22 protein-coding genes are annotated in these 22,913 nt (G+C 42.8%); 11 read left to right on the top strand and 11 right to left on the bottom strand.

Annotation, left to right across the window (positions count from 1 at the left end; translation table 11 throughout):
• Positions 1 to 235 precede the first annotated feature (235 nt).
• The 3 genes from ACH0AB_RS09225 to glnA form a co-directional block, all read right to left on the bottom strand.
• Positions 236 to 910, bottom strand: coding sequence for a 4'-phosphopantetheinyl transferase superfamily protein (locus tag ACH0AB_RS09225; protein WP_406877984.1), 675 nt, complete (start codon positions 908 to 910; stop codon positions 236 to 238).
• A 52-nt stretch (positions 911 to 962) separates the two neighbouring features.
• Entirely contained in the window at positions 963 to 1,715 is a 753-nt protein-coding gene (locus tag ACH0AB_RS09230) for a DUF4124 domain-containing protein (RefSeq protein WP_406877985.1), read from the bottom strand.
• Positions 1,716 to 1,859: 144 nt separating this feature from the next.
• On the bottom strand, positions 1,860 to 3,269 hold the full coding sequence (gene glnA, locus ACH0AB_RS09235) for a type I glutamate--ammonia ligase (protein WP_036604344.1): 1,410 nt from the start codon (positions 3,267 to 3,269) through the stop codon (positions 1,860 to 1,862).
• 502 nt (positions 3,270 to 3,771) lie between these two features.
• On the opposite strand from glnA, the gene ACH0AB_RS09240 reads away from it, so the two are divergent.
• The 6 genes from ACH0AB_RS09240 to truC all read left to right on the top strand — a co-directional run bounded on the left by ACH0AB_RS09240 (position 3,772) and on the right by truC (position 9,824).
• Positions 3,772 to 4,398 carry an anthranilate synthase component II gene (locus ACH0AB_RS09240; protein ID WP_406877986.1) on the top strand — a complete coding sequence of 209 codons (627 nt, stop codon included), beginning with the start codon at positions 3,772 to 3,774 and terminating at the stop codon, positions 4,396 to 4,398.
• A 127-nt stretch (positions 4,399 to 4,525) separates the two neighbouring features.
• Complete coding sequence (trpD, locus tag ACH0AB_RS09245) at positions 4,526 to 5,656, top strand: anthranilate phosphoribosyltransferase (protein ID WP_406877987.1); 1,131 nt, start codon at positions 4,526 to 4,528, stop codon at positions 5,654 to 5,656.
• A 15-nt stretch (positions 5,657 to 5,671) separates the two neighbouring features.
• The gene (gene trpC / locus ACH0AB_RS09250) at positions 5,672 to 6,493 is read left to right on the top strand and encodes an indole-3-glycerol phosphate synthase TrpC (RefSeq protein WP_406877988.1); all 822 of its coding nucleotides are present in this window, start codon (positions 5,672 to 5,674) and stop codon (positions 6,491 to 6,493) included.
• An 81-nt stretch (positions 6,494 to 6,574) separates the two neighbouring features.
• Positions 6,575 to 7,300, top strand: a complete 726-nt coding sequence (locus tag ACH0AB_RS09255; RefSeq protein ID WP_007116885.1) for a Smr/MutS family protein — start codon at positions 6,575 to 6,577, stop codon at positions 7,298 to 7,300.
• 252 nt (positions 7,301 to 7,552) lie between these two features.
• Positions 7,553 to 8,941, top strand: a complete 1,389-nt coding sequence (locus ACH0AB_RS09260; RefSeq protein WP_406877989.1) for an APC family permease — start codon at positions 7,553 to 7,555, stop codon at positions 8,939 to 8,941.
• Positions 8,942 to 9,011: 70 nt separating this feature from the next.
• Complete coding sequence (gene truC / locus ACH0AB_RS09265) at positions 9,012 to 9,824, top strand: tRNA pseudouridine(65) synthase TruC (protein ID WP_406877990.1); 813 nt, start codon at positions 9,012 to 9,014, stop codon at positions 9,822 to 9,824.
• Between the two features lie 32 nt (positions 9,825 to 9,856).
• Here the strand turns inward: truC and ACH0AB_RS09270 are convergent, their stop codons facing one another.
• Both ACH0AB_RS09270 and ACH0AB_RS09275 read right to left on the bottom strand, forming a co-directional pair.
• Complete coding sequence (locus ACH0AB_RS09270; protein ID WP_406878008.1) at positions 9,857 to 10,453, bottom strand: phosphatase PAP2 family protein; 597 nt, start codon at positions 10,451 to 10,453, stop codon at positions 9,857 to 9,859.
• Between the two features lie 147 nt (positions 10,454 to 10,600).
• The gene (locus ACH0AB_RS09275; protein WP_406877991.1) at positions 10,601 to 12,049 is read right to left on the bottom strand and encodes a glycosyltransferase family 4 protein; all 1,449 of its coding nucleotides are present in this window, start codon (positions 12,047 to 12,049) and stop codon (positions 10,601 to 10,603) included.
• 330 nt (positions 12,050 to 12,379) lie between these two features.
• On the opposite strand from ACH0AB_RS09275, the gene tusD reads away from it, so the two are divergent.
• Genes tusD through ACH0AB_RS09290 form a run of 3 tightly spaced genes read left to right on the top strand, consistent with a single transcriptional unit; the run spans position 12,380 to position 13,509 of the window.
• A complete protein-coding gene (gene tusD / locus ACH0AB_RS09280; RefSeq protein WP_406878009.1) occupies positions 12,380 to 12,820 on the top strand; it encodes a sulfurtransferase complex subunit TusD in 441 nt (146 codons plus the stop codon).
• A gap of 30 nt (positions 12,821 to 12,850) precedes the next feature.
• Positions 12,851 to 13,183, top strand: coding sequence for a hypothetical protein (locus ACH0AB_RS09285; protein ID WP_406877992.1), 333 nt, complete (start codon positions 12,851 to 12,853; stop codon positions 13,181 to 13,183).
• Positions 13,184 to 13,188: 5 nt separating this feature from the next.
• Positions 13,189 to 13,509: a TusE/DsrC/DsvC family sulfur relay protein gene (locus ACH0AB_RS09290; protein WP_099833799.1), complete on the top strand. Its 321-nt coding sequence runs from the start codon at positions 13,189 to 13,191 to the stop codon at positions 13,507 to 13,509.
• Positions 13,510 to 13,518: 9 nt separating this feature from the next.
• Here the strand turns inward: ACH0AB_RS09290 and ACH0AB_RS09295 are convergent, their stop codons facing one another.
• Positions 13,519 to 14,043 carry a tRNA (cytidine(34)-2'-O)-methyltransferase gene (locus tag ACH0AB_RS09295; protein ID WP_406877993.1) on the bottom strand — a complete coding sequence of 175 codons (525 nt, stop codon included), beginning with the start codon at positions 14,041 to 14,043 and terminating at the stop codon, positions 13,519 to 13,521.
• Between the two features lie 290 nt (positions 14,044 to 14,333).
• Between ACH0AB_RS09295 and ACH0AB_RS09300 the strand changes: the two genes are divergently transcribed.
• Positions 14,334 to 14,474 (top strand): entericidin A/B family lipoprotein, encoded by a 141-nt coding sequence (locus ACH0AB_RS09300; RefSeq protein ID WP_099807879.1) that lies wholly within the window; start codon positions 14,334 to 14,336, stop codon positions 14,472 to 14,474.
• A 99-nt stretch (positions 14,475 to 14,573) separates the two neighbouring features.
• Here the strand turns inward: ACH0AB_RS09300 and ACH0AB_RS09305 are convergent, their stop codons facing one another.
• The 3 genes from ACH0AB_RS09305 to glpK all read right to left on the bottom strand — a co-directional run bounded on the left by ACH0AB_RS09305 (position 14,574) and on the right by glpK (position 18,270).
• The gene (locus ACH0AB_RS09305; RefSeq protein WP_007116896.1) at positions 14,574 to 15,263 is read right to left on the bottom strand and encodes a TetR/AcrR family transcriptional regulator; all 690 of its coding nucleotides are present in this window, start codon (positions 15,261 to 15,263) and stop codon (positions 14,574 to 14,576) included.
• A 20-nt stretch (positions 15,264 to 15,283) separates the two neighbouring features.
• The gene (locus tag ACH0AB_RS09310) at positions 15,284 to 16,291 is read right to left on the bottom strand and encodes an endonuclease/exonuclease/phosphatase family protein (RefSeq protein WP_406877994.1); all 1,008 of its coding nucleotides are present in this window, start codon (positions 16,289 to 16,291) and stop codon (positions 15,284 to 15,286) included.
• Between the two features lie 380 nt (positions 16,292 to 16,671).
• A complete protein-coding gene (gene glpK, locus ACH0AB_RS09315; RefSeq protein WP_406877995.1) occupies positions 16,672 to 18,270 on the bottom strand; it encodes a glycerol kinase GlpK in 1,599 nt (532 codons plus the stop codon).
• Positions 18,271 to 18,573: 303 nt separating this feature from the next.
• Between glpK and ACH0AB_RS09320 the strand changes: the two genes are divergently transcribed.
• On the top strand, positions 18,574 to 21,243 hold the full coding sequence (locus ACH0AB_RS09320) for an AAA family ATPase (RefSeq protein ID WP_406877996.1): 2,670 nt from the start codon (positions 18,574 to 18,576) through the stop codon (positions 21,241 to 21,243).
• Positions 21,244 to 21,262: 19 nt separating this feature from the next.
• Here ACH0AB_RS09320 and ACH0AB_RS09325 read toward each other — a convergent pair whose 3' ends face one another.
• A complete protein-coding gene (locus ACH0AB_RS09325; RefSeq protein ID WP_406877997.1) occupies positions 21,263 to 21,787 on the bottom strand; it encodes a methylated-DNA--[protein]-cysteine S-methyltransferase in 525 nt (174 codons plus the stop codon).
• 1 nt (position 21,788) lies between these two features.
• Positions 21,789 to 22,910, bottom strand: a complete 1,122-nt coding sequence (locus ACH0AB_RS09330) for a DUF4268 domain-containing protein (protein WP_188874319.1) — start codon at positions 22,908 to 22,910, stop codon at positions 21,789 to 21,791.
• Positions 22,911 to 22,913 lie beyond the last annotated feature (3 nt).

The following is a 22,913-nucleotide window of genomic DNA, read 5'->3' on the forward strand; positions in this document are numbered from 1 at the left end:
CTTTTGCTAGGTGATTGATTTTATTGTATTATACCAATTTAATGAACTTTTGTGTGTTTATTCGCGCAAAGGTTTCTACTAGTTAAGCTTTTGTAATAGTTTGTTAAAACATTTCTCTACAATGTCGCTTACATAGTAAATTGTTCTTATAGCAATCATAGCATGGGTTTTTTACAAAAAAAAGTAATTTCGTAAGAATTGGTTATTTTTTTAAACAGCGATTTTTTAGCCTTATTTAACGGTTTACAATAATAAAACTGCAAGGTTTGCTACTAAAATTGCCAATTATTTTAGCGTCGGTTTGCACACATTGTATGGGCTTATTTTTAGACTTATCTTTAGCATTTATCTCATCGACGCCAATAAGTTGCCTGATAACCTCCTCACCCCATTCACCTAGCACATCATGCTTTAATTCTTTGATTAATTGCTTATCGGCATGTTGATGGGTTTTGATGGCACATTCTTTAAGTCGCCATAGCAAGTTTCGTAAAACTGCCTGATTGACTGCAGGCTTTTGATTCAACCATTGGTATTCATGCGGTGAAAAAAAGCGTGAAGCAACCTGATGACTAATTGCGCTGTCTTCAACATCAATGCCGATATTGGCATAGGGCGAAATCAATACTGCGGCATGTTGGCGGCTATGGCTAAAACTGACATACCAAGTGAAACCATCAGCCGTTATAAAATGATAAGGAAAGTTTGCCTCCATTAACTCGCCTGTCAAATTGAGCGCTTGCTGTAGGTTTTTTAGCAATTGACGACAAGACATCGGCCCTGATTTATGGGTTGACCCTGATTTATTGATTGAGCTTATTTTATTTGTTGGTAAGGTAGCCTGTTCACCCAAATTATGGTGAATATCAATAGCCACCCAGCTATGGTGTTTGATTGGATAAAGCTGCATCGGTTATGGTAGTGCCTTATGGTATAAGCAAATTTAACGATAGCTTAAAGTATTAAAGTATTTTTTTATACCAAGGTTGGTTGGCTTTCTTCTTTTGTGCTTGCGCAATCGCTTTACGTTTCTTTTGATACAGTACATTATTACTGATGAGAGTGATAGCGCGAGTGTCTTGCGCGATGACTTCCCCTAAGACGTTTTCAACCCCTACGGTAATGGTATAAGGGTTAGGATCGAGCGTGGTAGTTGCAATAGTATAGCTAGTGTCTTTTATGGTCGCTAAGGTTTGGTTATTGAGTTGATAGACGATTCTATCCCCTGTTTTTAAACTCGGCGTCAAAGCAACGCTAACCTCAATTGGTTGACTTCCCCGTCGCAGCGTTTGCCCGGCTGCAGGCGCTACAATTTTTATGACATAATCGCCCTGCTGGCTCGCTGAGATGGATTGGGTCGATAAGCGACCAGTTAAGCTATCACCTAATCTATCAGGCAAGCGATTGTCAGTAGCCGTACTCGCTGCATTATCAACTTCATTGTTCAAGTTATTAGATGTCGTTGTTGATTGATTGGTCGTCGATGATACTTGTGATTGGCTGGGTAATTTATCTAATACGCTGATAGTCTTGCTGTTTTTATCGTATTGATAAGCGGTATTGATATTATCGGTATATACCACTTGCCCCTCTGAGGTTGTCGTCTTATACACTTCAGCATGACTTAACTGTGACAGCAATAACACTACAGCCGTGAGTATAAAGCTATACCGCAAACTACTATTATGATCGGTACTGTATTTTTTCAAAATCATATAAGCCTTCCCCTCAAAACCCATTATTGTGCATATTTTAGCAAGCTTGATAATCAATCCCTAAATAATTTTGCCTATTAGCCTAAAAATTTCACATAAAAAAACCCAACCTATATAAGCTGGGTTTTTTGAAAAGCGAACTTATTAGCAGCTGTAGTACATATCAAATTCGATTGGATGAACTGATACGTTGTAACGCTCTACTTCTTCTTTTTTCAAGGCAATGTAAGCGTCAAGCATTTCTTTGGTAAATACGCCACCTTTGGTTAAGAATTCATGGTCGTCTTCTAACGCTTTAAGCGCAACTTCCAAGTTCTCCGCCACCGTTGGGATCAATGCTTCTTCTTCTGGTGGCAGGTCGTATAAGTTTTTGTCTGCGGCTTCACCTGGATGGATTTTGTTTTGGATACCATCAAGCGCTGCCATCAACAATGCGGCAAAGCAAAGGTAAGGGTTGGCTGCTGGGTCTGGGAAGCGTGCCTCGATACGTTTGCCTTTCGGGCTTGCCACGTATGGAATACGAATTGACGCTGAGCGGTTACGCGCTGAATAAGCCAGTTTAATAGGCGCTTCGTAATGCGGTACTAGGCGTTTATAGCTGTTGGTTGATGGGTTAGTGATGGCATTTAATGCACGAGCATGTTTGATGATACCACCGATTGCGTATAAAGCAGTTTCTGACAGCCCTGCGTATTCATCACCGGCAAAGGTGTTTTTGCCATCTTTTTGGATTGACAAGTGAACGTGCATACCTGAACCATTATCACCAACCATCGGTTTTGGCATAAAGGTCGCGGTCTTACCATATTCGTGTGCAACGTTGTGCACCGCATATTTGAACTGTTGTACTTCGTCCGCTTTACGAACTAGGGTGTTAAATGATACGCCGATTTCTAGCTGGCAAGAGGCAACTTCATGGTGATGGACTTCAACACGGCCTTCACCCATAATCGCTTCTACCGCGGCACACATATCAGCGCGCATATCTTGTGAGCTATCAACCGGTGGTACTGGGAAGTAACCGCCTTTGACGCGTGGACGGTGCGCATAGTTACCGCCTTCCATTTCTTTATCGGTTGACCAAGCGGCTTCATCAGCTGAGATGGTGTGACGGGCGCCTGACATGTCGATTGACCATTTTACATCATCAAATACGAAGAATTCTGGCTCTGGACCAAAGAATGCGGTATCACCAATGCCCGTTGATTTTAGGTATTCTTCAGCACGTCGCGCGATTGAGCGTGGGTCACGGTCATAACCTTGCATGGTTGATGGCTCGATAACGTCACAGGTCACAACAACGGTCGTTTCACGAAAGAAAGGATCGACAAAGGCGGTATCAGAATCTGGCATCAAAATCATATCTGACGCTTCAATGCCTTTCCAACCAGCGATTGATGAACCATCAAACATTTTACCTTCTTCAAAAATGTCTTCGTCCATGCTGTCAGCTGGATAGCTTACATGTTGCTCTTTACCTTTAGTATCGGTAAAGCGAAAATCTACCCACTTTGCTTCGCTAGATTTGATTAAATCTAAAAATTTATTCGACATTGCTCGTTTCCTTTTACGCAAAAAATGATTAAAAAACGTTACGCCACTTTATACTCTTTTTGGTGCTGTGACAAGAGATAAACAAAGTGGTGCTTGTTGAAGTTAAACTTTCAAGTTATGTGCCAACTTTTGCGCTATCATGCCAAACATTAAATTTTTATATCAAATTCAATGAGTTATTTGAGAGTGGATTTACTGATAAAGTTGGCTGATATGACTATCTGCCTAGATAACCTTCAAATGGCTATGCGGCTGCAAGAATTGCACTATTTTAATTAGAATTTCATTACTATTCACTTTTATGGTGCATAAAATATGTGTTTAACTATTTTAGTGAAAATCATTAACATTATAGCCTGCGATTCGGCTTCATTTATTCGGTTTCATTCACTTGCTGTCAGTCACTTGTAGAATGGTTGTGATAAAATAATTGATTAAAATAACGGTGAAGTTTTTTCATCGGCTAACCATCATCCGACAATTACAGCATAGGGTTTCTGGATTGCTACTTTTTATTGATAATTACGACAGTTTTACCTACAATTTGGTGCAGTATTTTGAGCAATTGGGACAACCCGTTGAAGTCTGGCGCAATGATGCTTGCAGCAGTGAAGACATTATTCGTTTAAATCCCGATTATTTGGTCATTGGTCCTGGACCTTGCACCCCCAGCGATGCGGGCAATACGTTGAATATTATCAAAGACTGTGCCGGTATTATTCCTATATTAGGCGTTTGCTTGGGTCATCAAGCGATTGGGCAAGCATTTGGCGCCCATATCATGCGTTGCCCAACGATTATGCATGGGCGAGTGTCGCAAGTTTTTCATCACCATCAAGGGATTTTTGCCGGGCTTCCCTCACCTTTTAACGCCACTCGCTATCATTCTTTAGCGATTGCCACAGACAGTTTGCCTGACTGTCTAGAGGTTACCGCATGGTGTGATGATATTCACCCACATAATTCTTTGCCATCCACTACGGTGATGGGCATTAGACATCAAACATTGCCGATTGAAGGGGTGCAGTTTCATCCAGAATCTATTTTGAGTGAGCATGGGTATGCGATTTTGAAAAATTTTTTAGTTAACTATGAAAACTATAAAAACTATCAAAACGCTAACCCTTAGACTGGAGTAATTGAGTTTTGCGGGTTAAAGTTTGGCTTTAAAACTTGGCTTTAAAGCTTGGCTTTGTTATAGTATACTAGTACAATGATATATAAAGTGTAAGCCATAAAACTCATACGAGACTGACATGACCCATACTGTAACGCCCTATCTTGGTGACATTACCACGGCTATTGAAAACAACCAACCATTAACGCCAGAACAAACCCAACTACTGCTTACCACGGCACTGGATCGCGCCATCAATACCATTGATCTGACCTATGCAGAAATGCGCGGCGTCATGCTAGCCATCATGCAAGGTCAATGCCCCGATGCCATGATGGGCGCGCTGCTCACTGCACTGCGTATGAAAGGTGAAAGCATCGGAGAAATCACCGCCGCCGCCCAAGTAATGCGGGAGCTTGCGATTAAAGTGGATTTATCGGATGTGCCCCATGTCGTCGATATTGTGGGTACAGGGGGCGATGGCGCAAATTTGTTTAATGTATCTACCGCCGCTACCATGGTCGCAGCGGTTGCCGGTTGCCATGTCGCCAAGCATGGTAATGGCGGCGTTTCCGGTAAATCGGGCAGTTCCGATTTGCTGCAGCAAGCGGGTATTAATTTGGCGTTAAATACCGAGCAGATTACCCAGTCGATTAAAACGCATGGTATTGGTTTTTTGTTTGCGCCCAATCACCATGTGGCAATGAAACATGCGATGCCCATTCGCCGTACCCTAAAAACACGCACGGTATTTAATATTTTGGGACCTTTGACCAACCCTGCGGGCGTCAAAAATGCCATGATTGGGGTATTTAATCCCTCGCTGTGCGAACCGCTTGCCAATGTGTTCAAAAACCTTGGCGCGGAGCATGTGCTAGTCGTCGGCTCAGTGGATAACCTTGATGAAATCTCACTGGCGACTTATACCCACGTGGCTGAACTTAAAGACGGTAAAGTCAGCGTGTATGATATCGAACCTGAAGATGTGGGTATCGAATCGCAAACGCTTAAAGGCTTAATCATTGACAGTCCCGCACAAAGCCTAGCGCTCATCCGCGAAGCACTGGCTAACAATCCTAATAAAACCCCCATCGCCAAAAAAGCCGCGGATATGATTGCCTTAAACGCCGGTGCGACCATCTATGTGGCAGGTAAAACAGATACCATAAAACAAGGCGTAGCCATGGCACAAGATATCATCAGTAGTGGCAAAGCCTTGCAAAAAATGGCAGCATTAGCAAGCTTTACTCAGCAATTCACCTCTCATTAAATTTTTGGAAAAACCATGCCTCATCAAGCAGTCCCCTCGGTATTACAAAAAATTGTCGACACCAAACGTCAAGAACTAGCCAGAGCCAAACAACAACAATCTTGGCACGACCTTGAGCAAATTGCCGCAACGAACCGCGATGACATCCTTGATTTTGCCGGCAGTTTGCGCAAAGCGGGTATCCGTGTCATTGCGGAAGTCAAAAAAGCCTCGCCATCCAAAGGCATCATTGCCCCTAATTTCGATGCTGTCGCCACTGCAGTCGGCTATGAACAAGGGGGTGCCGCTTGCCTATCGGTATTGACGGATACCGACTACTTCCAAGGCTCGGATGCGTATTTATTGCAAGTGCGCCAAGCGGTAAGCCTACCTGTGCTACGCAAAGATTTTATGATTGAGCCGTATCACATTTTGCAATCACGTGCGCTTGGGGCAGATTGTATTTTGCTGATTATGGCGTGTTTATCGGATGCGCAAGTCGCTGAGCTGCATGAATTGGCGTTAAAACTTGGCATGAGTGTACTCATTGAGTGTCATGATGAGATAGAAGTCGAACGTGCGTTACGCTTGCCAACGCATCGCCAAAACGTGTATGGCGTTAACAATCGCAATCTACATAACTTTGATGTGAGTTTGGACACTACCCTACGCCTAAAAACACTGTTTCCACAAGATAGCTTATTGGTGACAGAAAGCGGGATTCATTCGGCAGAGGATGTAAAATTGATGCTGGGCCATGACATCCATGCGTTTTTGATTGGTGAGCAGTTTATGAAAACGGGTGATGCAGGTAGTGCTTTAGCAAAGTTATTGGCACAATCACAACAAAATGCGTAAAATAGCCAAGTTAAATAATTGATGTTAGGGCGTTTCATCGATAAACGCCCTATTTTTTATACCGATTTATAGAGTTATTGTATGGCAAATTTATTTTCTAAAGAAATGCAAGACCAGTTAAAGCAGCTTAAAGCTGAACTAGGTAAAGGTCGCAGCCAAACCAAAGAGACCGATGAAAACGGCAAACCGACTGAAACCGTGGGTTTACTGAGCAAGCAACAAGTCGCCAAACAAGTTAAAAAATATAATAGCGAACATCTTGATGACGATAAATTGCTATTTATGCAAGCCATGTCAGGCGTGCAGCCAATCAAAGATAAAAACTTGGCGGATAAAAACAACGCTGGCAATAAGCTTGATGCGACGACGCTAGCCAAACGCGCGGCGGCAGTCGGTGGTGACGATGATAGCGGGCATGTATTGTCTGATATGCAAGCGCTGCTCAACCCCGTCTCTGGCGATGCTTATTTAAGTTATAAAACCGCAACGCTACAAAACAAAGTGTTTAATGAGCTCAAACAAGGCAAGATTCGCTGGTATGATGCCGTAGATTTACACGGTGCCACCATTGAAGAGGCCCGTGAAGCCATGAGTCAGTTGATTTTGCAGGCTCAAAAAAACAATGAAAATTGCGTAAAAATCATTCATGGCAAGGGCATTGATAGTATCTTAAAAACTTGCGTCAATGGCTGGTTGCGTCAGATTCCTGAAGTGCTTGCTTTTTGCTCAGCGCCTGCGGCACAAGGTGGCAATGGTGCAGTATTGGTGTTACTCAAAAAACGCGAAAAAGCCAATCGCGACCAATAACCATTGTACTGCTATTTTGACTATAGGTTAAATTTTACAAAATCATGCATAAAACAAGCGATGCATGATTTTTTTTAACAGGATTTTTTAATTGTTAATAGTTTATTCTTAGTTTTTGTTTATAATAGGCTCTTTTTTTTCATGGATTAAATGCGCTGCATTAATCTACTCTCAACTGGCTAAAAACAGCGCCCATTTGTCTTTTGACAGCTGACTGTTTTTAACACCACTGGGTATAGGAGAAAGGTAACTTTGAACAATACCACCACTGCGACTCATTCGCCGGCTAAATTGCAACGTCAATTGGCACTCTGGCACATTATCATTATTGGTTTGGCGTACATTCAGCCCATGACCGTATTTGATACCTTTGGCTTGGTTTCTGAAGCCAGTCATCAGCACGTTCCAACATCTTATATTATTGCATTGATTGCTATTTTGCTTACCTCGCTAAGTTACGGTAGCATGATTCGTCGTTATCCTTCGGCGGGTTCGGCATATACCTATGCGCAAAAATCGATTCATCCCAATGTCGGGTTTATGGTGGGTTGGTCTTCTTGGTTGGATTATTTATTGTCACCTTTGGTGAATATTATCCTAGCGGTGATTTATCTTGAAGCACTGTTCCCGGATGTCAACAAATGGATTTGGGTATTTATTCTGACGGGATTTATGACCTGGATTAATGTGCATGGCTCCAAAGTCGTGGCTTATTTTAATAGTTGGATTGTGTTTATTCAGCTATTGATTATTGGTGTATTTACGTGGTTGGTGTATAGCAAATTGATGGCGGGCACCAATGCGGACGGCACTATCAATGCCGCAGCTTACCAATTATGGAGCTTAAAGCCGTTTTGGAGTGATATTGCCAACATGACGGCACTCATCAGTGGTGCAACCATTTTATGTTTCTCTTTCACAGGCTTTGACTCACTAAGCTCATTGGCAGAAGAAACCAAAGATGTGCAAAAAACCCTACCAAAAGCAATTTTCTTAACCGCATTGATTGCAGGTATTGTGTTTATCATTAGTACTTACTTTATGCAGATTTATTTCCCACAAACCCCTGACAAATATTTCCCAGATGTGGCTGCTACCCAGCCAGATATTTTGATGTTGGTCGGTGGTTCTGCGTTTCAAGCCGCTGTACTGGGCTTTGCAATTGTCACGGTGATGGCGTCAGGTATTTCTGCACATGCCGGTGTCTCTCGTTTGATGTATGTAATGGGGCGTGATGGGGTCATTAATAAACGTATTTTTGGTCATATTCATCCAAAATACTTGACTCCAACCTACAACATCTATATCGCGGGTATAATTGCATTAACCGCGGGTTTTATTGAGTTTGATGTCATCGCGCATTTGATTAGTTTTGGGGCATTGACGGCGTTTAGTTTTGTTAACTTATCCGTGATTGCGACCTACATCATCCGTGAAAAACGCTACCACAGCGCGTATGATTTGTTTATGTATTTGATTGTGCCGCTGTTGGGCTTTATCAGTGTTGCGCTGATGTGGAAAGAAAGTGAGCCCATCGCCATCAAAATGGGTTTAAGCTGGGCAGTAATCGGTATAATTTACTTGGCATTTAAAACCGGTGGTTTTAAGCGTCACCCACCGATGCACAATGAACATGAATAATGGTTAAGGTAGTGAAAAGGTCAGATACGATTCTGACCTTTTTTATGTCTGTGGCTTTTGGGAAAACGGCATGTTAGAAATTTTATATCAAGATGAACACTGTGTGGCAGTCAATAAGCCTGCGGGTATGCTTGTCCATCGAAGCTGGCTTGACCGTCATGAAACCGAGTTTGTGATGCAGACCCTGCGCGATCAATTGGCTCAATATGTTTATCCGATTCATCGCTTAGACCGGCCGACATCGGGGGTGTTACTGTTTGCTTTATCGAGCGAATCAGCGCGGCAACTGTGTGAGCAATTTGAAAACAGGCAAGTGCAAAAATCTTACTTAGCCATCGTGCGCGGATATTTGACAGTTAATGCGCAGACATCCCAGCAGACATCTGGGCTGATTGATTACCCACTCGCACAAATTTTGGATAAAATTGGCGATAAACCAAGTTTGCAGGCGCTACAACAAAGAAAGGTTAGTTCGACAGACATGTTTGATGAATCCCTTAGAAACCCTACAGAATTAACCTTACTGCAACCTGCGCAAACGCATTGGCAATGCTTGGCAACAACTGAACAGCCGTTTCAAGCGCGCGGCCGCTATCCCACTTCACGCTTTAGCCTGGCTAGATTGACGCCCATTACTGGACGAAAACACCAACTACGTCGCCATATGAAGCATGTGTTTCATCCGATTATTGGTGATACCAGCTATGGCGATCATCACCAAAATCGTGCCATCCGTCAACACATCGGCGTACATCGATTGATGTTACATGCGCATACCTTGGCTTTTAATAGACTGACCGACAATCGGCGTGTTGATATCACTGCACCCGTGGATACAGATTGGTTAACGATGTGTGCGCAGTTTGGCTTTCATTTGCCTTAATAGTTTGCGATATCATTATTTGGCGACATCATTTACGCCACCAAGTAATCACTCACTTTACTGCCGATGGTCGCAAATGTTGCGCCAATGCCTGCACCCACCAACACATCGGTGGGATAATGTAACCCAAGCACCAAGCGCGATAATGCCACCAGCATCGTAAATGGTAGCAACACCCATAACATCATCGGCACTTGATGCCCTATCATGGTGGTAAACAATACCGCTTGCAGCGTATGCCCTGATGGAAAACTAAATACATCCAAAGGCCGTTCGCCTAAAGTAATGGTCTGGTGTACTTGGTAAGGGCGTGGACGCACTGTGTGTACTTTTAAATACTTATACAGCAAATAACCGCAAAAACTGCTGAGTAACACCGCACACACTTTCATAGCAACGATACTAGCGACCAGTCCTTGTGAGAATAACGCTACTAACATCACTACCGTCGATAGCGCCCAAAACCAACCATCGCCTAAGCGGCTGATGGTTTTGAAAAACTGCGCAAAAAACTTCAATTGCGACAGCAAATTTACCCGTAAACATAAGCGAGTATCCCATTGCAGCACGCGCTTTTGCAAATGATATAGTTTAGGTTTACTGTGCAAAAATTGATAATAATTGCGCATTAAATTGGGTAAGTTTTCGACAGAGCTAACAGAGGTACAGGTGAGTTCTGAATTGGCAAGTGACAGTTTGGATTGTTTTATGGGTTGATTCATGGATTGATTGATGGGGTGATTCATGGCGCCATCCTTTTTTTGCCTATTTGAACCTCACGTTTTGGAGAAAAACGCGGCAGATTCAGCGGGTCTTGGGGTTGGGTGACTATTTTGGGTTGAGTGGCTACTTTGGAGTGAATGACTATATCGTGGCTGTTTTTTTGCCCCGACAGTCGGGTGAACTGACTCAGGTGTGAGGGCGATTGTTAAATCCGCGAGCGGATGTTGAGCGAGTGCTTGAGAAGGCAAAATGGTTGGCGTCACTGTGCTGGCTGTTAGGGTGTTCGTCTGAATTGATAGCACTTCATAAAACATGGTCAACATTTCTTGGGCAGGTTTTTGCCAAGAAAAAGCAGCCACCTTGTGCCTTGCAGCTAGTCGCATCTGATCAAGCTGTTGTTGTTTAGGCAATTCACTAATCATCTCTACAAAGCGTTGTTCTTGCCCAAGCGGTACAGTTTTACCACAACTATCATCCACCAACAGCGCCGCAGCCGCATCATGATAGGCAAAAATTGGTAACCCCGATGCCATCGCTTCGGTGACGACATTACCGAAAGTTTCCACTTGACTAGCAAACACAAAAGCATCGGCACTGGCATAATAACTTGCCAGCGCCTCGCCTGTTTTAAAGCCTGCAAAAATAATGCTTGTATCATTGGCATGCCGTTTAACGAGCGCTTCTTTATATGGTCCATCACCGACAATCACTAATTTGACATGACGATGCAGCTGCTGTAATTGTAGCGCTTTGAAGCTTTTAATGACGGTATCCATACCTTTTTCAGGGGAAACACGGCTCACACACATTAACACTGTGGTGCCCTCGCCCACGCCCCAACTTTGCCGTAATGCTTGGCTACGTTTGCTCGGTGCATAGCGCGCTGTATCAACGCCACGACCGACTTGGTACAAATGCTTGAAACCAAATTCAGCCAGCTGATGTTGGGTGGTCTGGCTTGGAATACACGTAGCATTGCACTGGTTATGAAAACGCTTCATATACGCAAGCAGAGGCACTGAGACAACTTTCCAGCCAAAATATCGGCTAAAATCATGAAACGCAGTGTGATAACCAGAAGAGACTTTAATGCTTTGCTGTTTGCCAGCAATCAACGCCGCAAGCCCCAAAGGACCCTCCGTCACGATATGCACGATATCAGGACGAAGCTTGCGCAGCTGCTTCGTTAAAAATCGGTAACAAGGTAGCCCCATGCGCAGATGCGGATAATAAGGAATGGGCAAACTTGGCACTTGTAAATCAGTGGTAACAGCCGCAGTGTTAAGCCCTGTCGTTAGGGTATGTTGTTCGACTTCATCGCTTTGTTTGGGGCGAATCAACGTAATGCGATGACCCATCGATTTGAGTTCGCGCATGATTTGATAAACGCTTGAGGCTACCCCATTGATATCTGGCAACCAAGTTTCAGTCACCAAAGCGATATGCAATGATGGCCTATTGTCATGAAAAGGCGTGCCTGCAACTTGAGTTGAGAGATTCATGTGATTTGCTGACGTCGTCTGAGTGTCAGACGAAGCCTGGTAGAAATTAGTGTTTAAAGTGTTGTCACTCATAGTATGTTATCAACCATTACAACCGACTGCTTTGTTTGACTACGAAAGCCGTTTCGGTAAATTAAATCAATCCTTTGTATGGGTTAAGCTTATAAGTCGCCATTGACAACCTCATGTCAATTTGATAACAGTTTGATGACAATTGCATCGCAAATAGGGGTCGATTTTGCTAAAATAGCGGGCATATTGCACTTTATAGATTAATGCCTTATAGATGGTTAAATGACTGATTTGATAACTACATCGAATAATACCGCTATGCCAAATACTTCGACGCTCGATACACCGATTGTGATGCTAATGACACATGCGCCTAGTCATCCGCTTACCAAACAAGCGCTTGAATGCGCCCAATCGCTATGGGCAAACGATAGTAAAACAACCGTTGAGCAAAACCCGTTAACTAATACCGATTTTAAAATTTTCTTATATAGTGATGCGGTGATGTTGGCCAACCGATTAATTTGGCTGCCCGATGATATCGAAAATCTGGCAAAAAATTGGCAACACTTTGCTATGAGTCATGATTTAACCATTCAAGTGTGTGTGAGTGCCGCTTTGGCTCGCGGGGTGACAGATGTTGACAATGCGACTAGACATCAGCTACAAGGTGACAATTTGGCAGATGGCTTTGAATTAGTCGGTTTGGGTGAATTAGCCATGCATCTGCACAGAGCAAAAACGGTTTATCAGTTTTAATTGGGATGGGTTTAGCAATAGCGGTTGACTATGAAAATTGTAATTAATATCCACGCTGACACGTTTTTGCTTTGTCATGAAGCCTTATCAATGGCGTTTGCGCTGGCGGCGTTTGACCACCAAGTTCAGCTGACTATTGGTGATAGCATGCTAAACTTACTATTAGATGCGCCCACAGGCAAGCTTGCCCATATGCTAGCATCGCTTGATATGTATGATATGCCGCCCGCTTGGCTAGCGCTAGCAGATTTTGATAGATTCAAAGCATGGCAAGCGAAGCTATCAGCAGACTTTGATTGGTGCGCTCAAGTCGCGCTACAGCCAACTACATCGCCTCATTTTGATACCACTTTTGATTTATAAATACTATGACCCAACTTCCCGAACTTGACCAAGACGGTCATTTGATAGCTCATCAAACCTGGACACCCGATATCGCCCAACAATTGGCGAACACACTGGATGTCACGTTAACCCCTGAGCACTATCAAATCATAGACGCAGTACGTCAATATTATGATTTATACAGCCATCCACCGACGACCCGTCCTTTAATCAAGTTTTTATCCAAGCAATTACCCTCATTGGCGATTGATAACACCAAACTGCAAGCCATGTTTAACACGGGTCTTGTCGCGCGCCATGTCAACCGCATTGCAGGGTTGCCCAAACCTGCAAATTGCTTATAAATTTTGAGATTATTTTGGGTCATAAGGGATGAGATTGTCATAACCGATACTGTGACCGTTATCACCGCCAAACCCCTGCTGACGCCAAACTTCAAATAATGTAATTGCCACGCTGTTAGATAAATTCAGACTGCGAGAGGTCGGCAACATAGGCAAACGTAACCAGTTGTCTTGCCCAATTGCCGCGCGAATTGGCTCGGGTAATCCGGCTGTCTCTGACCCAAATACCAAAGCGATATTTGCCACTTGCGTAAAATCTTCATCATATAAAGGTTTGCTAAGCTTGGTGGTCAAGGCAACAATTCTTTGTACCCCACTTTGGCTTAGACTGTCCTGTGCATCCTGCCAATTGGCATGTACTTTGACATTTGCCCATTCATGATAGTCTAGCCCTGCTCGGCGTAATTTCTTATCTTCTAACTCAAACCCTAGTGGCTCAACCAAATGTAGGGTTGCGCCCGTATTGGCGCATAACCGAATAATATTGCCTGTGTTGCTTGGCATCTTGGGTTCAACTAATACCACATGAATCATATCGACATCCTTAACCAGATTAAAATAAAACAGATTGAAATAAAAAAGCGCTAAATGCGAAGATTAATTTACAAAAAACCTATAATTATTGCGTAAATTTAAGTTTTTTTTACAACTTGATAGTTTTGGTTACATTAACGCTATAGCGACGTTAGACTAACCTGCATTACCATGACTCTACCAAGCATGTTTTACTTTATTTTAACTTCTATAAGTCAATAAAGTCGCATGATTTAACCTGGTAGCTAAAAACTGTTAAAAAATAATGGATATATCTGAGGAAATTTAAAATGAAAAAATTAATCGCCGCATCAATCGCTGTTATGTTTGCTGTTACAGGTTGTAATACAGTCAAAGGTTTTGGTAAAGACGTATCAAAAACAGGTGACGCAGTAACCACTACTGCACAAAAAACTGAAAACAAAATCTAATAGTAGATTTTCTGTTTAAGTAAAAAAACCCATCTCGCTGATGGGTTTTTTATTGCCTATTTTATTGGCTATCGGTTATAACCCTAGTAGGTTATAAAATTAGCCGTTTTTTGGCAAATTTTCAGGTAAATAACAACGTAGATAAGCTATCACCGCTGTAATCGCTTCTTGACGATAGGCATCGGTGATTTCTTTTTCTGAGCGATAAGCTAAAATAAAAATACCATTGATAATACCGTACGCGACTAACAATTGCTGATGAATGGTTTCTAAAGCCGGCATTTTATAATGCTCAGACAACTTATCATACACCATTTGGGCGAGGCTTTTTTCGATTTCACTGCCAAAGGCATTGCCCTCAAAATCTGGGGTATTGGTCTCATAAATCAAACGGGCAACCGTTAAATCAGATTGAATAATATCAACGCCTGTCTCAATGACTGTGGTGATATAGGCCTGCCAGCGACTAAATTGTTTGGCATCCACTTTTTCAAGCTTGTTAAAGATTTCTATCGCATTTAAAAAACGTAATGCCAAAAAAATCGCTTCAACGTTTGGGAAGAAGTGATATGCTGAGGCTCTGGGAATGTCGGCTCGTTCACACACATCAGCCAAACTAATCTCACTGACAGGTCGGGTCGCGCTCAACTCTTTGGCAGCGGCTAATAATTTTTGGCGACGCAAACGACCTTGCTGGCTAGTGAACTTGAATTTGTTAGGGACTAAGCGGCGAGCGAGCTCAGAGTCCACCAATACATCCTCAATTTTTTCATCATAAGCGCTTGACATATTTCCTCTCTATCGACTGATTATGAATAAAGTTTAATTTGTGCCCGTACCAATCCATGATCGGTTGGGCGTTGTTCTACAATAAATTTGAGATGATCATTAAAATAATCAACTTGTAATACTTCACCGATGTTAAATTTACTATCAGCTAAAAATTGTTCAGATACCAAAATTTGGTCAAGCACTTCTGGCATACCTTGGTGGATATGGGTGTACGCCACATCTTTAAGCCAGTGCATACGACTTTGTATCGTAGAGGCATCATACAGTACGATATCCCGCATCGACTTATCATAAAATACTTCGCCCGATTCGCTTAAAAGCTGACAAGTGACACTCTGCATCACATCATTCATATCCCCTAACAAAATCAGCGGATGGTTGTTGTGCGACAGTTTTTCAATAACCACTTGGCGAATGCCTGCCGCTTCCGCTGCCCGCATACAAAGACTGCGCAGCTTGGCGCGGACTCGAATTAGCGGATCATTGCGATCTTCTAACGGCTCGCCTTGCGCGTTTTCTAAAAACTCAGGGCGTTTGCTTTTTAGATGCGCCACAATTACGGTGACCACCATGCCATTTGGCAATCTGATGTCAGCAATCAGCGGCGGGCGGTTAAATTGTTGATAAAGCCCAATATCAGGTACCTCTAACAACGCAATCGCAGGCATCTGCGTGAGCAATTGGGTGTTAATAATCTCAAAACGTGATATCAAGCCTACGCTCGGGGTGCCAACTGCGCCTCGTCCTTGGGTTAATGGACTGTCTGGCTGATTACTGGCTAGTGGCACAGTGACATGATAGTCATTGAGACCGGCTGCATGACATAAGTCAATCAGTGCTTGCTCATCCCAAATTTCTTGGCAACCAATGATATCAGCTTGCAATTGCCGAAAAATGGGGGCAAGTGCATTGATTTTTTGTTGATATTGCTGCGGCGTATACACGTCTTGGTTTCGATAAAAAACCCGATTGGGCAGTGCAAAATTGAGTAGATTTGCCGTCGCGATAACAAATTGATTGTCCACTGTCATATCCTTAATGTTGAGTTACCAGTTATCCCTGCTTGCTTGTAGCAACATTGTCCAAAAAATTTTCTGACTTTCATCTTCGTAACTTTTATCATAGTAACTTTTATCACTGTCAACACAGTGTCGAATTTTGAAGCATTATACATTTTTTTATTCAATTTCTACACAAAAAATCACTTTTTTTAGCCAAAATTTGCTGATATTTTTAAGCAGGGTTTAAAAATTGGGTAAATAAAGTGCTTTTTTTTACTTAATGCACTTAACTGCTAACGAAAATCACTCTCGTGTCGAGTCTTTAAAAAAATTTTTCATATGGTTAACTATTTGTTTTTACATTATTTTTACTCTTTTAGAGCTATGTTAATGATTTTCTTGCTTTAATTTTGTTCATTTAATAGTTGATTGATATAAAACTGCCACTGCTCCACGATGGCTTGGCGTTCAGATAAGGCCATCTTAGGCTCAAAGATACGGTCTAACTGCCAACTTTCACCAATGCTAGTGTCATCATATAGTCCCACCGCTTGCCCTGCCAATAATGCCACCCCTTTTGCGGTACTCTCAGTGGTCGTCGGTCGCAGCACAGGGACATTGAGTATATCGGCTTGAAATTGCATTAAGATATTGTTATTGGCAGCGCCCCCATCCACGCGCAGTTCGTGCAGTGGTACCGGGCTGTCTTTTTGCATGGCGATTAACACATCATAAGCTTGTAGCGCAATCGCTTCTAAGGCGGCTCTAGCGATATGCGCTTTGGTAGTGCCGCGTGTCAGCCCGATAAGCCTTGCGGTGGCATCTGCTCGCCAATAAGGTGCGCCAAGTCCGGTAAAGGCAGGAATCAGGGTCACTCCTTGGCTATCTGGTACTTGCGCCGCCAAGGTTTCAATGTCCTCACTGCGCGCTATCATACCTAAATTATCGCGTAACCACTGCACGATGGCACCTGCCATAAACACACTGCCTTCAAGCGCATATTGTGTCTGCGTGACGCTTGTTTTTTTATTTCGTTGTAAATTTTGTAAAGGTTTTAACAAGTTGGGCAATTTACCTGAGGGTTCATGACGGTTAGGTTGACGAGTGTGATTCGCCTCTGTGGTTTGCCAAGCAACGGTAGTGAGTAATTGCTGATGACTGACACACGGCTTATCGCCGGTATTCATTAATAAAAAACAGCCGGTGCCATAGGTGGATTTTGCCATGCCAGCCCGGTTACAGCCCTGCCCATACAATGCCGCTTGCTGATCGCCGAGCACTGCCGTGACTGGGATTTGTTTGCCAAACATCCCTTGTTTGGTGACCCCAAAATCGCCATCCGATGGCTTGATGGTAGGTAACATGGTTTTGGGAATATCAAATAAATCCAATAATTCATCAGACCAGTCGCCTGTTTGCAAAGACATCAGCATGGTGCGTGAGGCGTTGGTGATATCAATGCTATGCTCGCCTGTCATGTTAAACAGTAGCCAACTATCCACGGTACCAAAAGCCAACTCACCTGCTAGCGCTTGTTGGCGAAGCTTAGGGTTTTGGTTTAACAGCCATACGATTTTGCTGGCACTAAAATACGGATCTATACGTAGTCCGGTAATTTGTTGGATTTTGGCATCAAAGCCTTTATCACGCCAGTCTCTGCACCACTGATGGGTACGTCTATCTTGCCAGACAATGGCGGGTGCGACAGGCTTACCCGTCTTTTTATGCCAAATTATGGTGGTCTCACGTTGGTTAGTGATACCGATGGCTGAGATATCTGTCGCCAACAATCCTGCTTTGGCAATCACTTCTTGGGCGGTACTAATTTGGGTTTGCCAGATGTCATTGGCATTTTGCTCGATAAACCCGGCTTTTGGGGTGATGATATTAAGCGGCTTTTGGGCGATGGCGATGGGTGTTAATTGGTTATCAAAGATGATACTGCGGCTTGAGGTAGTGCCCTGATCCAGCGCTAAAATAAATCCGTTTTCTGTTTTAGCCATGTTGTTGTCTCAAACGATTGTGTTAAGCGTCCATATGTTATCTTAGCAAATACTTACCCATCAACTTTTATATTACTGCGGCTGAAACCTTAAGGCAACGATTCGCGAAAAAATAGCCATTGATTTTATCAACAAAAAACCACATCATACTGATACTTTATTACCACTTACCAAAACCTATCTGTTAACTATAAGTGACCCTATATCTTAGACCTTAGCCCCTAAGCACTGTCACTCTAACTGTCACTGTCATTGTTTATCTTTCCCACTACCGCTTTTTAATGCGTTGATGAAACTTGTTTTATGAAAAATACCCTTGCAAAATCTGTTCGTACTACCCCTGTTACTTCAAAATCCGCCTCTATCATTACCGATACCATCAAATCTGACAATTTACAGCCTGTTGCAATCTCGCACTTGCGCCGTTATACCGACCCAGCGACCTTGCCAAAAGATAGCCAGCATACCAAAACGCTTGAAATTGGCTTTGGGCAAGAGCGAGCCTGTAAAGCGATTGCCACTGCGCTTGATATCAACGCCAATGGTTATCATATCTTTGCTGCAGGTGAAAACGGACTGGGCAAACGCACCTTAATCACTCGCCTGCTACAAGCTCACGCCAAACAAAAACCCACGCCCAATGACTGGGTGTATGTGCATAATTTTGTTGATGCGCGCACCCCGATTGCGCTTGACCTGCCTGCTGGCATGGGCAAGCAATTAGCGGAAGATGTCAAAACCTTTTGGCTAACCACCAAGCGTCAGCTCAATCAGCGTTTTCGCAGTGAGCACTACCAAAGTAAGGTAGAAGCCATAAAGAATGAAATTAGCCTTCGTGAAGAACAGGTCTATCATGCGCTGCATGAAGAAGGCAAACAATATTCACTTGCGTTGGCGCTGCGACCTTCGGACAATAAACCGATTTTTATCAAATCGGATTTTAGTGACAACCGAGCCGATGGCAATGACAATGACAATGACAGTTACAATGATATTGAGCCAAGCGGTGGTTATTTATCAATCAAACCTGCTAATAAATTGGGTCGCCAAAAATCCAGTGGCAAAGCACCAGTTTTACCAGTTAAAGCCAATCAAACCTCTAGCACCACAACTAGCGCCTCTAATAATACCTCGAGCGCAACCAATCAAGCCAGCTTTGGCTTAACCCCAAAATCGCCGTATGTTGCCAATTATCAAGATAAAAACCACATGCAAAAACGCTTGAGCCAATTGACCGTTGAGCTTGAGCAAATTGAAGATGAAGCCAATCAGACCCTACAAGCGCTACACCACTCATTGACTCGGCGTACCTTAAAACCATTGATGGAGCCGTTATTTGACAAGTATCAAGACTTACCAAAGGTTCGTAAGTATTTGCAAGACGTGCATGACGATATCGTCAATCATGTAGAACGAATTATCAATGAAGATGATGAAGAGTTTTTGCCCAGCCATTTTTCGCCATTGCCTGCGCGCTATTTTGTCAATGTGATTGCAAGCCATGCGCCCGATCAAGGCGCACCGATTGTGTTTGAAGACTTACCCACCCATTTAAATTTACTCGGTCATGTCGAGCAAATTACCCATTTGGGTACTGTGTCAACAGATGTCAGTCTGATTCGCGCCGGTTCACTGCACCGTGCGAATGGCGGTTATTTGGTGCTTGAAGCAACTAATTTGCTTGAATATCCGTATGCGTGGCAAGGTCTCAAACGCGCGCTGCAAAGCCGTCAAATCAAGATGTCGAGCCTTGAGCAAATGCTGACATTGACCGGCAGTATCAGCCTTGAGCCACAACCGATTAAACTTGATGTCAAAGTCATTTTACTCGGTGAGCCAGACTTGTATTATGACCTGCTAGATTTTGAGCCTGAATTTAATGCCGTATTCAAAATCCGTGCAGATTTTCATGATCGCGTGGTACGCAGTCACGCCAATGAACAAGCGATGACCGCCAAAATTGCTGATATGATAAGCAAATACCAATTGCTAACGTTTGATAACACCGCGTTGGCTTGTTTATTGGATTATCTCAGCGAGCAAGCGGAAGACCAGCATGAGTTAAGCTTACATGGGGATAGATTGGCGCAGCTATTACTCGAAGCCAATCGTCATGCGGTCATCAATCAATCAGAGCTTAGCCCTGCAAACACAGTAACCGCTAGCCATGTCCGTCAAGCGATTGAGGATATTCGCCATCGCTCGGGCTATTTACGACAATTGTTCTGGCAAGAACTAGAAAAAGGGCAACAGCTGATTAGCACCCAAGGCAAAGCGATTGGTCAAATCAATGCACTGACAGTCATCAGCTACGCAGATAGTGAATTTGGCATGCCTGCGCGATTGACAGCGTCAGTGCATCACAGTGCCGCGCATGCCGATATTGTTGATATCGAGCGCGATGTGGATTTAGGCGGCTCTATCCATGCCAAAGGCGTGCTGATTATGAGCAGTTATTTAAAAGCGCTGTTTGCAGAAGACCACACGCTCAACTTTACCGCATCGCTGGCTTTTGAACAAAGTTATGGCGGTATCGATGGCGATAGCGCGACAGTAGCCGAAACCTGCGCGCTGCTGTCTGCCTTATCGCAAACCCCGATTAATCAAAGCTTTGCGGTGACTGGCTCGATGAACCAATTTGGTCAAGTCCAAGCGGTCGGCGGCGTCAATGCCAAAATCGCCGGGTTTTATGATGCGTGTGTCGAGCAAGGCTTGACGGGTAAACAAGGGGTGATTGTGCCCAAAGCCAATTTGGCGCAATTGATGCTACGTCAAGATATCATCGATAGCGTAACGGCAGGTAAATTTACCATCTATGCTGTAGAGCATGTCAATGAAGCCATGTATCTATTGACGGGTCTGGCGCCGGATGAGATGACCAAAAAAGGCAAATATCGTAAAAATACCGTTTATGGTCGTATTTATGAACGCTTAGAAACTTGGGAAGAAAAAGACGCAGATGACAAAGAATAACGCCTCATTGGGTTATTGTTTATCGCTGATAACTTGCTTGCTCTATATCAAGCAATGTTTGCTTAATCTCAACCCCACCGGTGTAACCGCCCAATTTGCCATCGCTGGCAATCACGCGATGGCAAGGAATGATGAGACTTAGTGGGTTGCGACCATTGGCCTGCGCGACTGCGCGAAAGCCTTTGGGATTATCCACTTGTAGCGCAAGCTGTGCATAGCTGATTGTTTGACCGTAAGGGATTTGTCGTAATGCTTGCCATACTTTTTGCTGAAAGGGTGTGCCTGTGTAGAGGGCGATGGGCATATCAAACACTTGTCGCTGTCCATTAATATATTCGTCAAGTTGACTGATGGTATTTCCTAAGACTTTGGCATCGTCATCTACTGAGTCAGCCAAATCTTTGCTTTGTATATAGTGCGCTTGTGCAGTTAATTGTTGTAGGATTTTTTGGGTTTGCCAATCAAGCGCGATAAGACAACCCTTATGTGCGACAAGGGTAATTGTTGGTAATTTGATTGATAGTTGGTAGTTTGTGGTAAGCATTTTATAAGACAAATTTATCTAGAAGTGATTTAAGAATTTTCTGCATTTTATAACTTTCTTCAATCAAAAATTCATTTGCACCCCGCCATTCAGACTTGTCTGAATATCCAACTGCTTCGTTTGTGATAATTATAAAACTATATACAGTTGCAGGACAACGCTCCCAATTAACAGGATATTGAAATTTTGACTCGATTTCTTCTTTATGCTGATATAAATAGTCGAATATTTTTAAAGTGTCTTCTTTATTATTACCTTTTATTTCAACTCTAATTTTTACAGATTCCTTTGTAATTACAACACTTATTCCGACACCATTTCCTAATTTAGTACCTAACCAATTATCTTTACTTGGTGTCCTATTAGCATATAAATTTTCAGCATTTGATAAAGTCGCATTGATAAATTGCGACCAAAAACTTATTAGTACGCTTTGTTTATTATTTTTGATTTGAATGTCTTCTTGTTTTTTCTCCGCAATATCTATCATAAAGCTTTCAACTTCGGGTACAGGAATAATTTGCTGAGTATCAAAGAAAAAGTCATTATTAAATTTAAAAAGTTGGCATTTTATACAACGGATATTAATACCAAAATTCATCAGCCATAATACAGCTGATGTTACTTCTTGACGGAATTCAGCAGCGACTAAAATGATTCGTTGCGAAGTTTCATTGGGATTTAATCCAATATCATCTTCTGTGCTATCGCTAAGAAATTCATTTATTTTTTGTTTAGCGCTTGCAATATAATCATCAGAGTTTTGGCTATCATATTTTCTAAGATAGTCAGCAAAAATATTTATGATTTTCTCATCTGTAAGTCGAGAGCAATAAGATGCATATTTCACAGACTGCCATACAACATCTTTACCAGAACTATCCGTTTTATTTTCAATAATGACTAAATTACCACTTTTATCTAACGCCAATAAATCTAATCTTTCAGACGTATTGTCAAACCCGTTAAATTCTTTTTGAATAATTAATAATGGCTCGCCAAGACATTCTGGATTGCTCACAATCCATTCTTGCAAATCTTGGCGCTCTCTAAAACCCACTTCACTAAATTGAATTTTATCAATATTAGTCATCTGCCTATTAGCAATATTTAAGTGATACATGAG

The sequence above is a fragment of the Moraxella sp. 179-F 1C4 NHS genome, from assembly GCF_045370505.1.
GTDB classification, from domain to species: Bacteria; Pseudomonadota; Gammaproteobacteria; order Pseudomonadales; family Moraxellaceae; genus Faucicola; species Faucicola tetraodonis.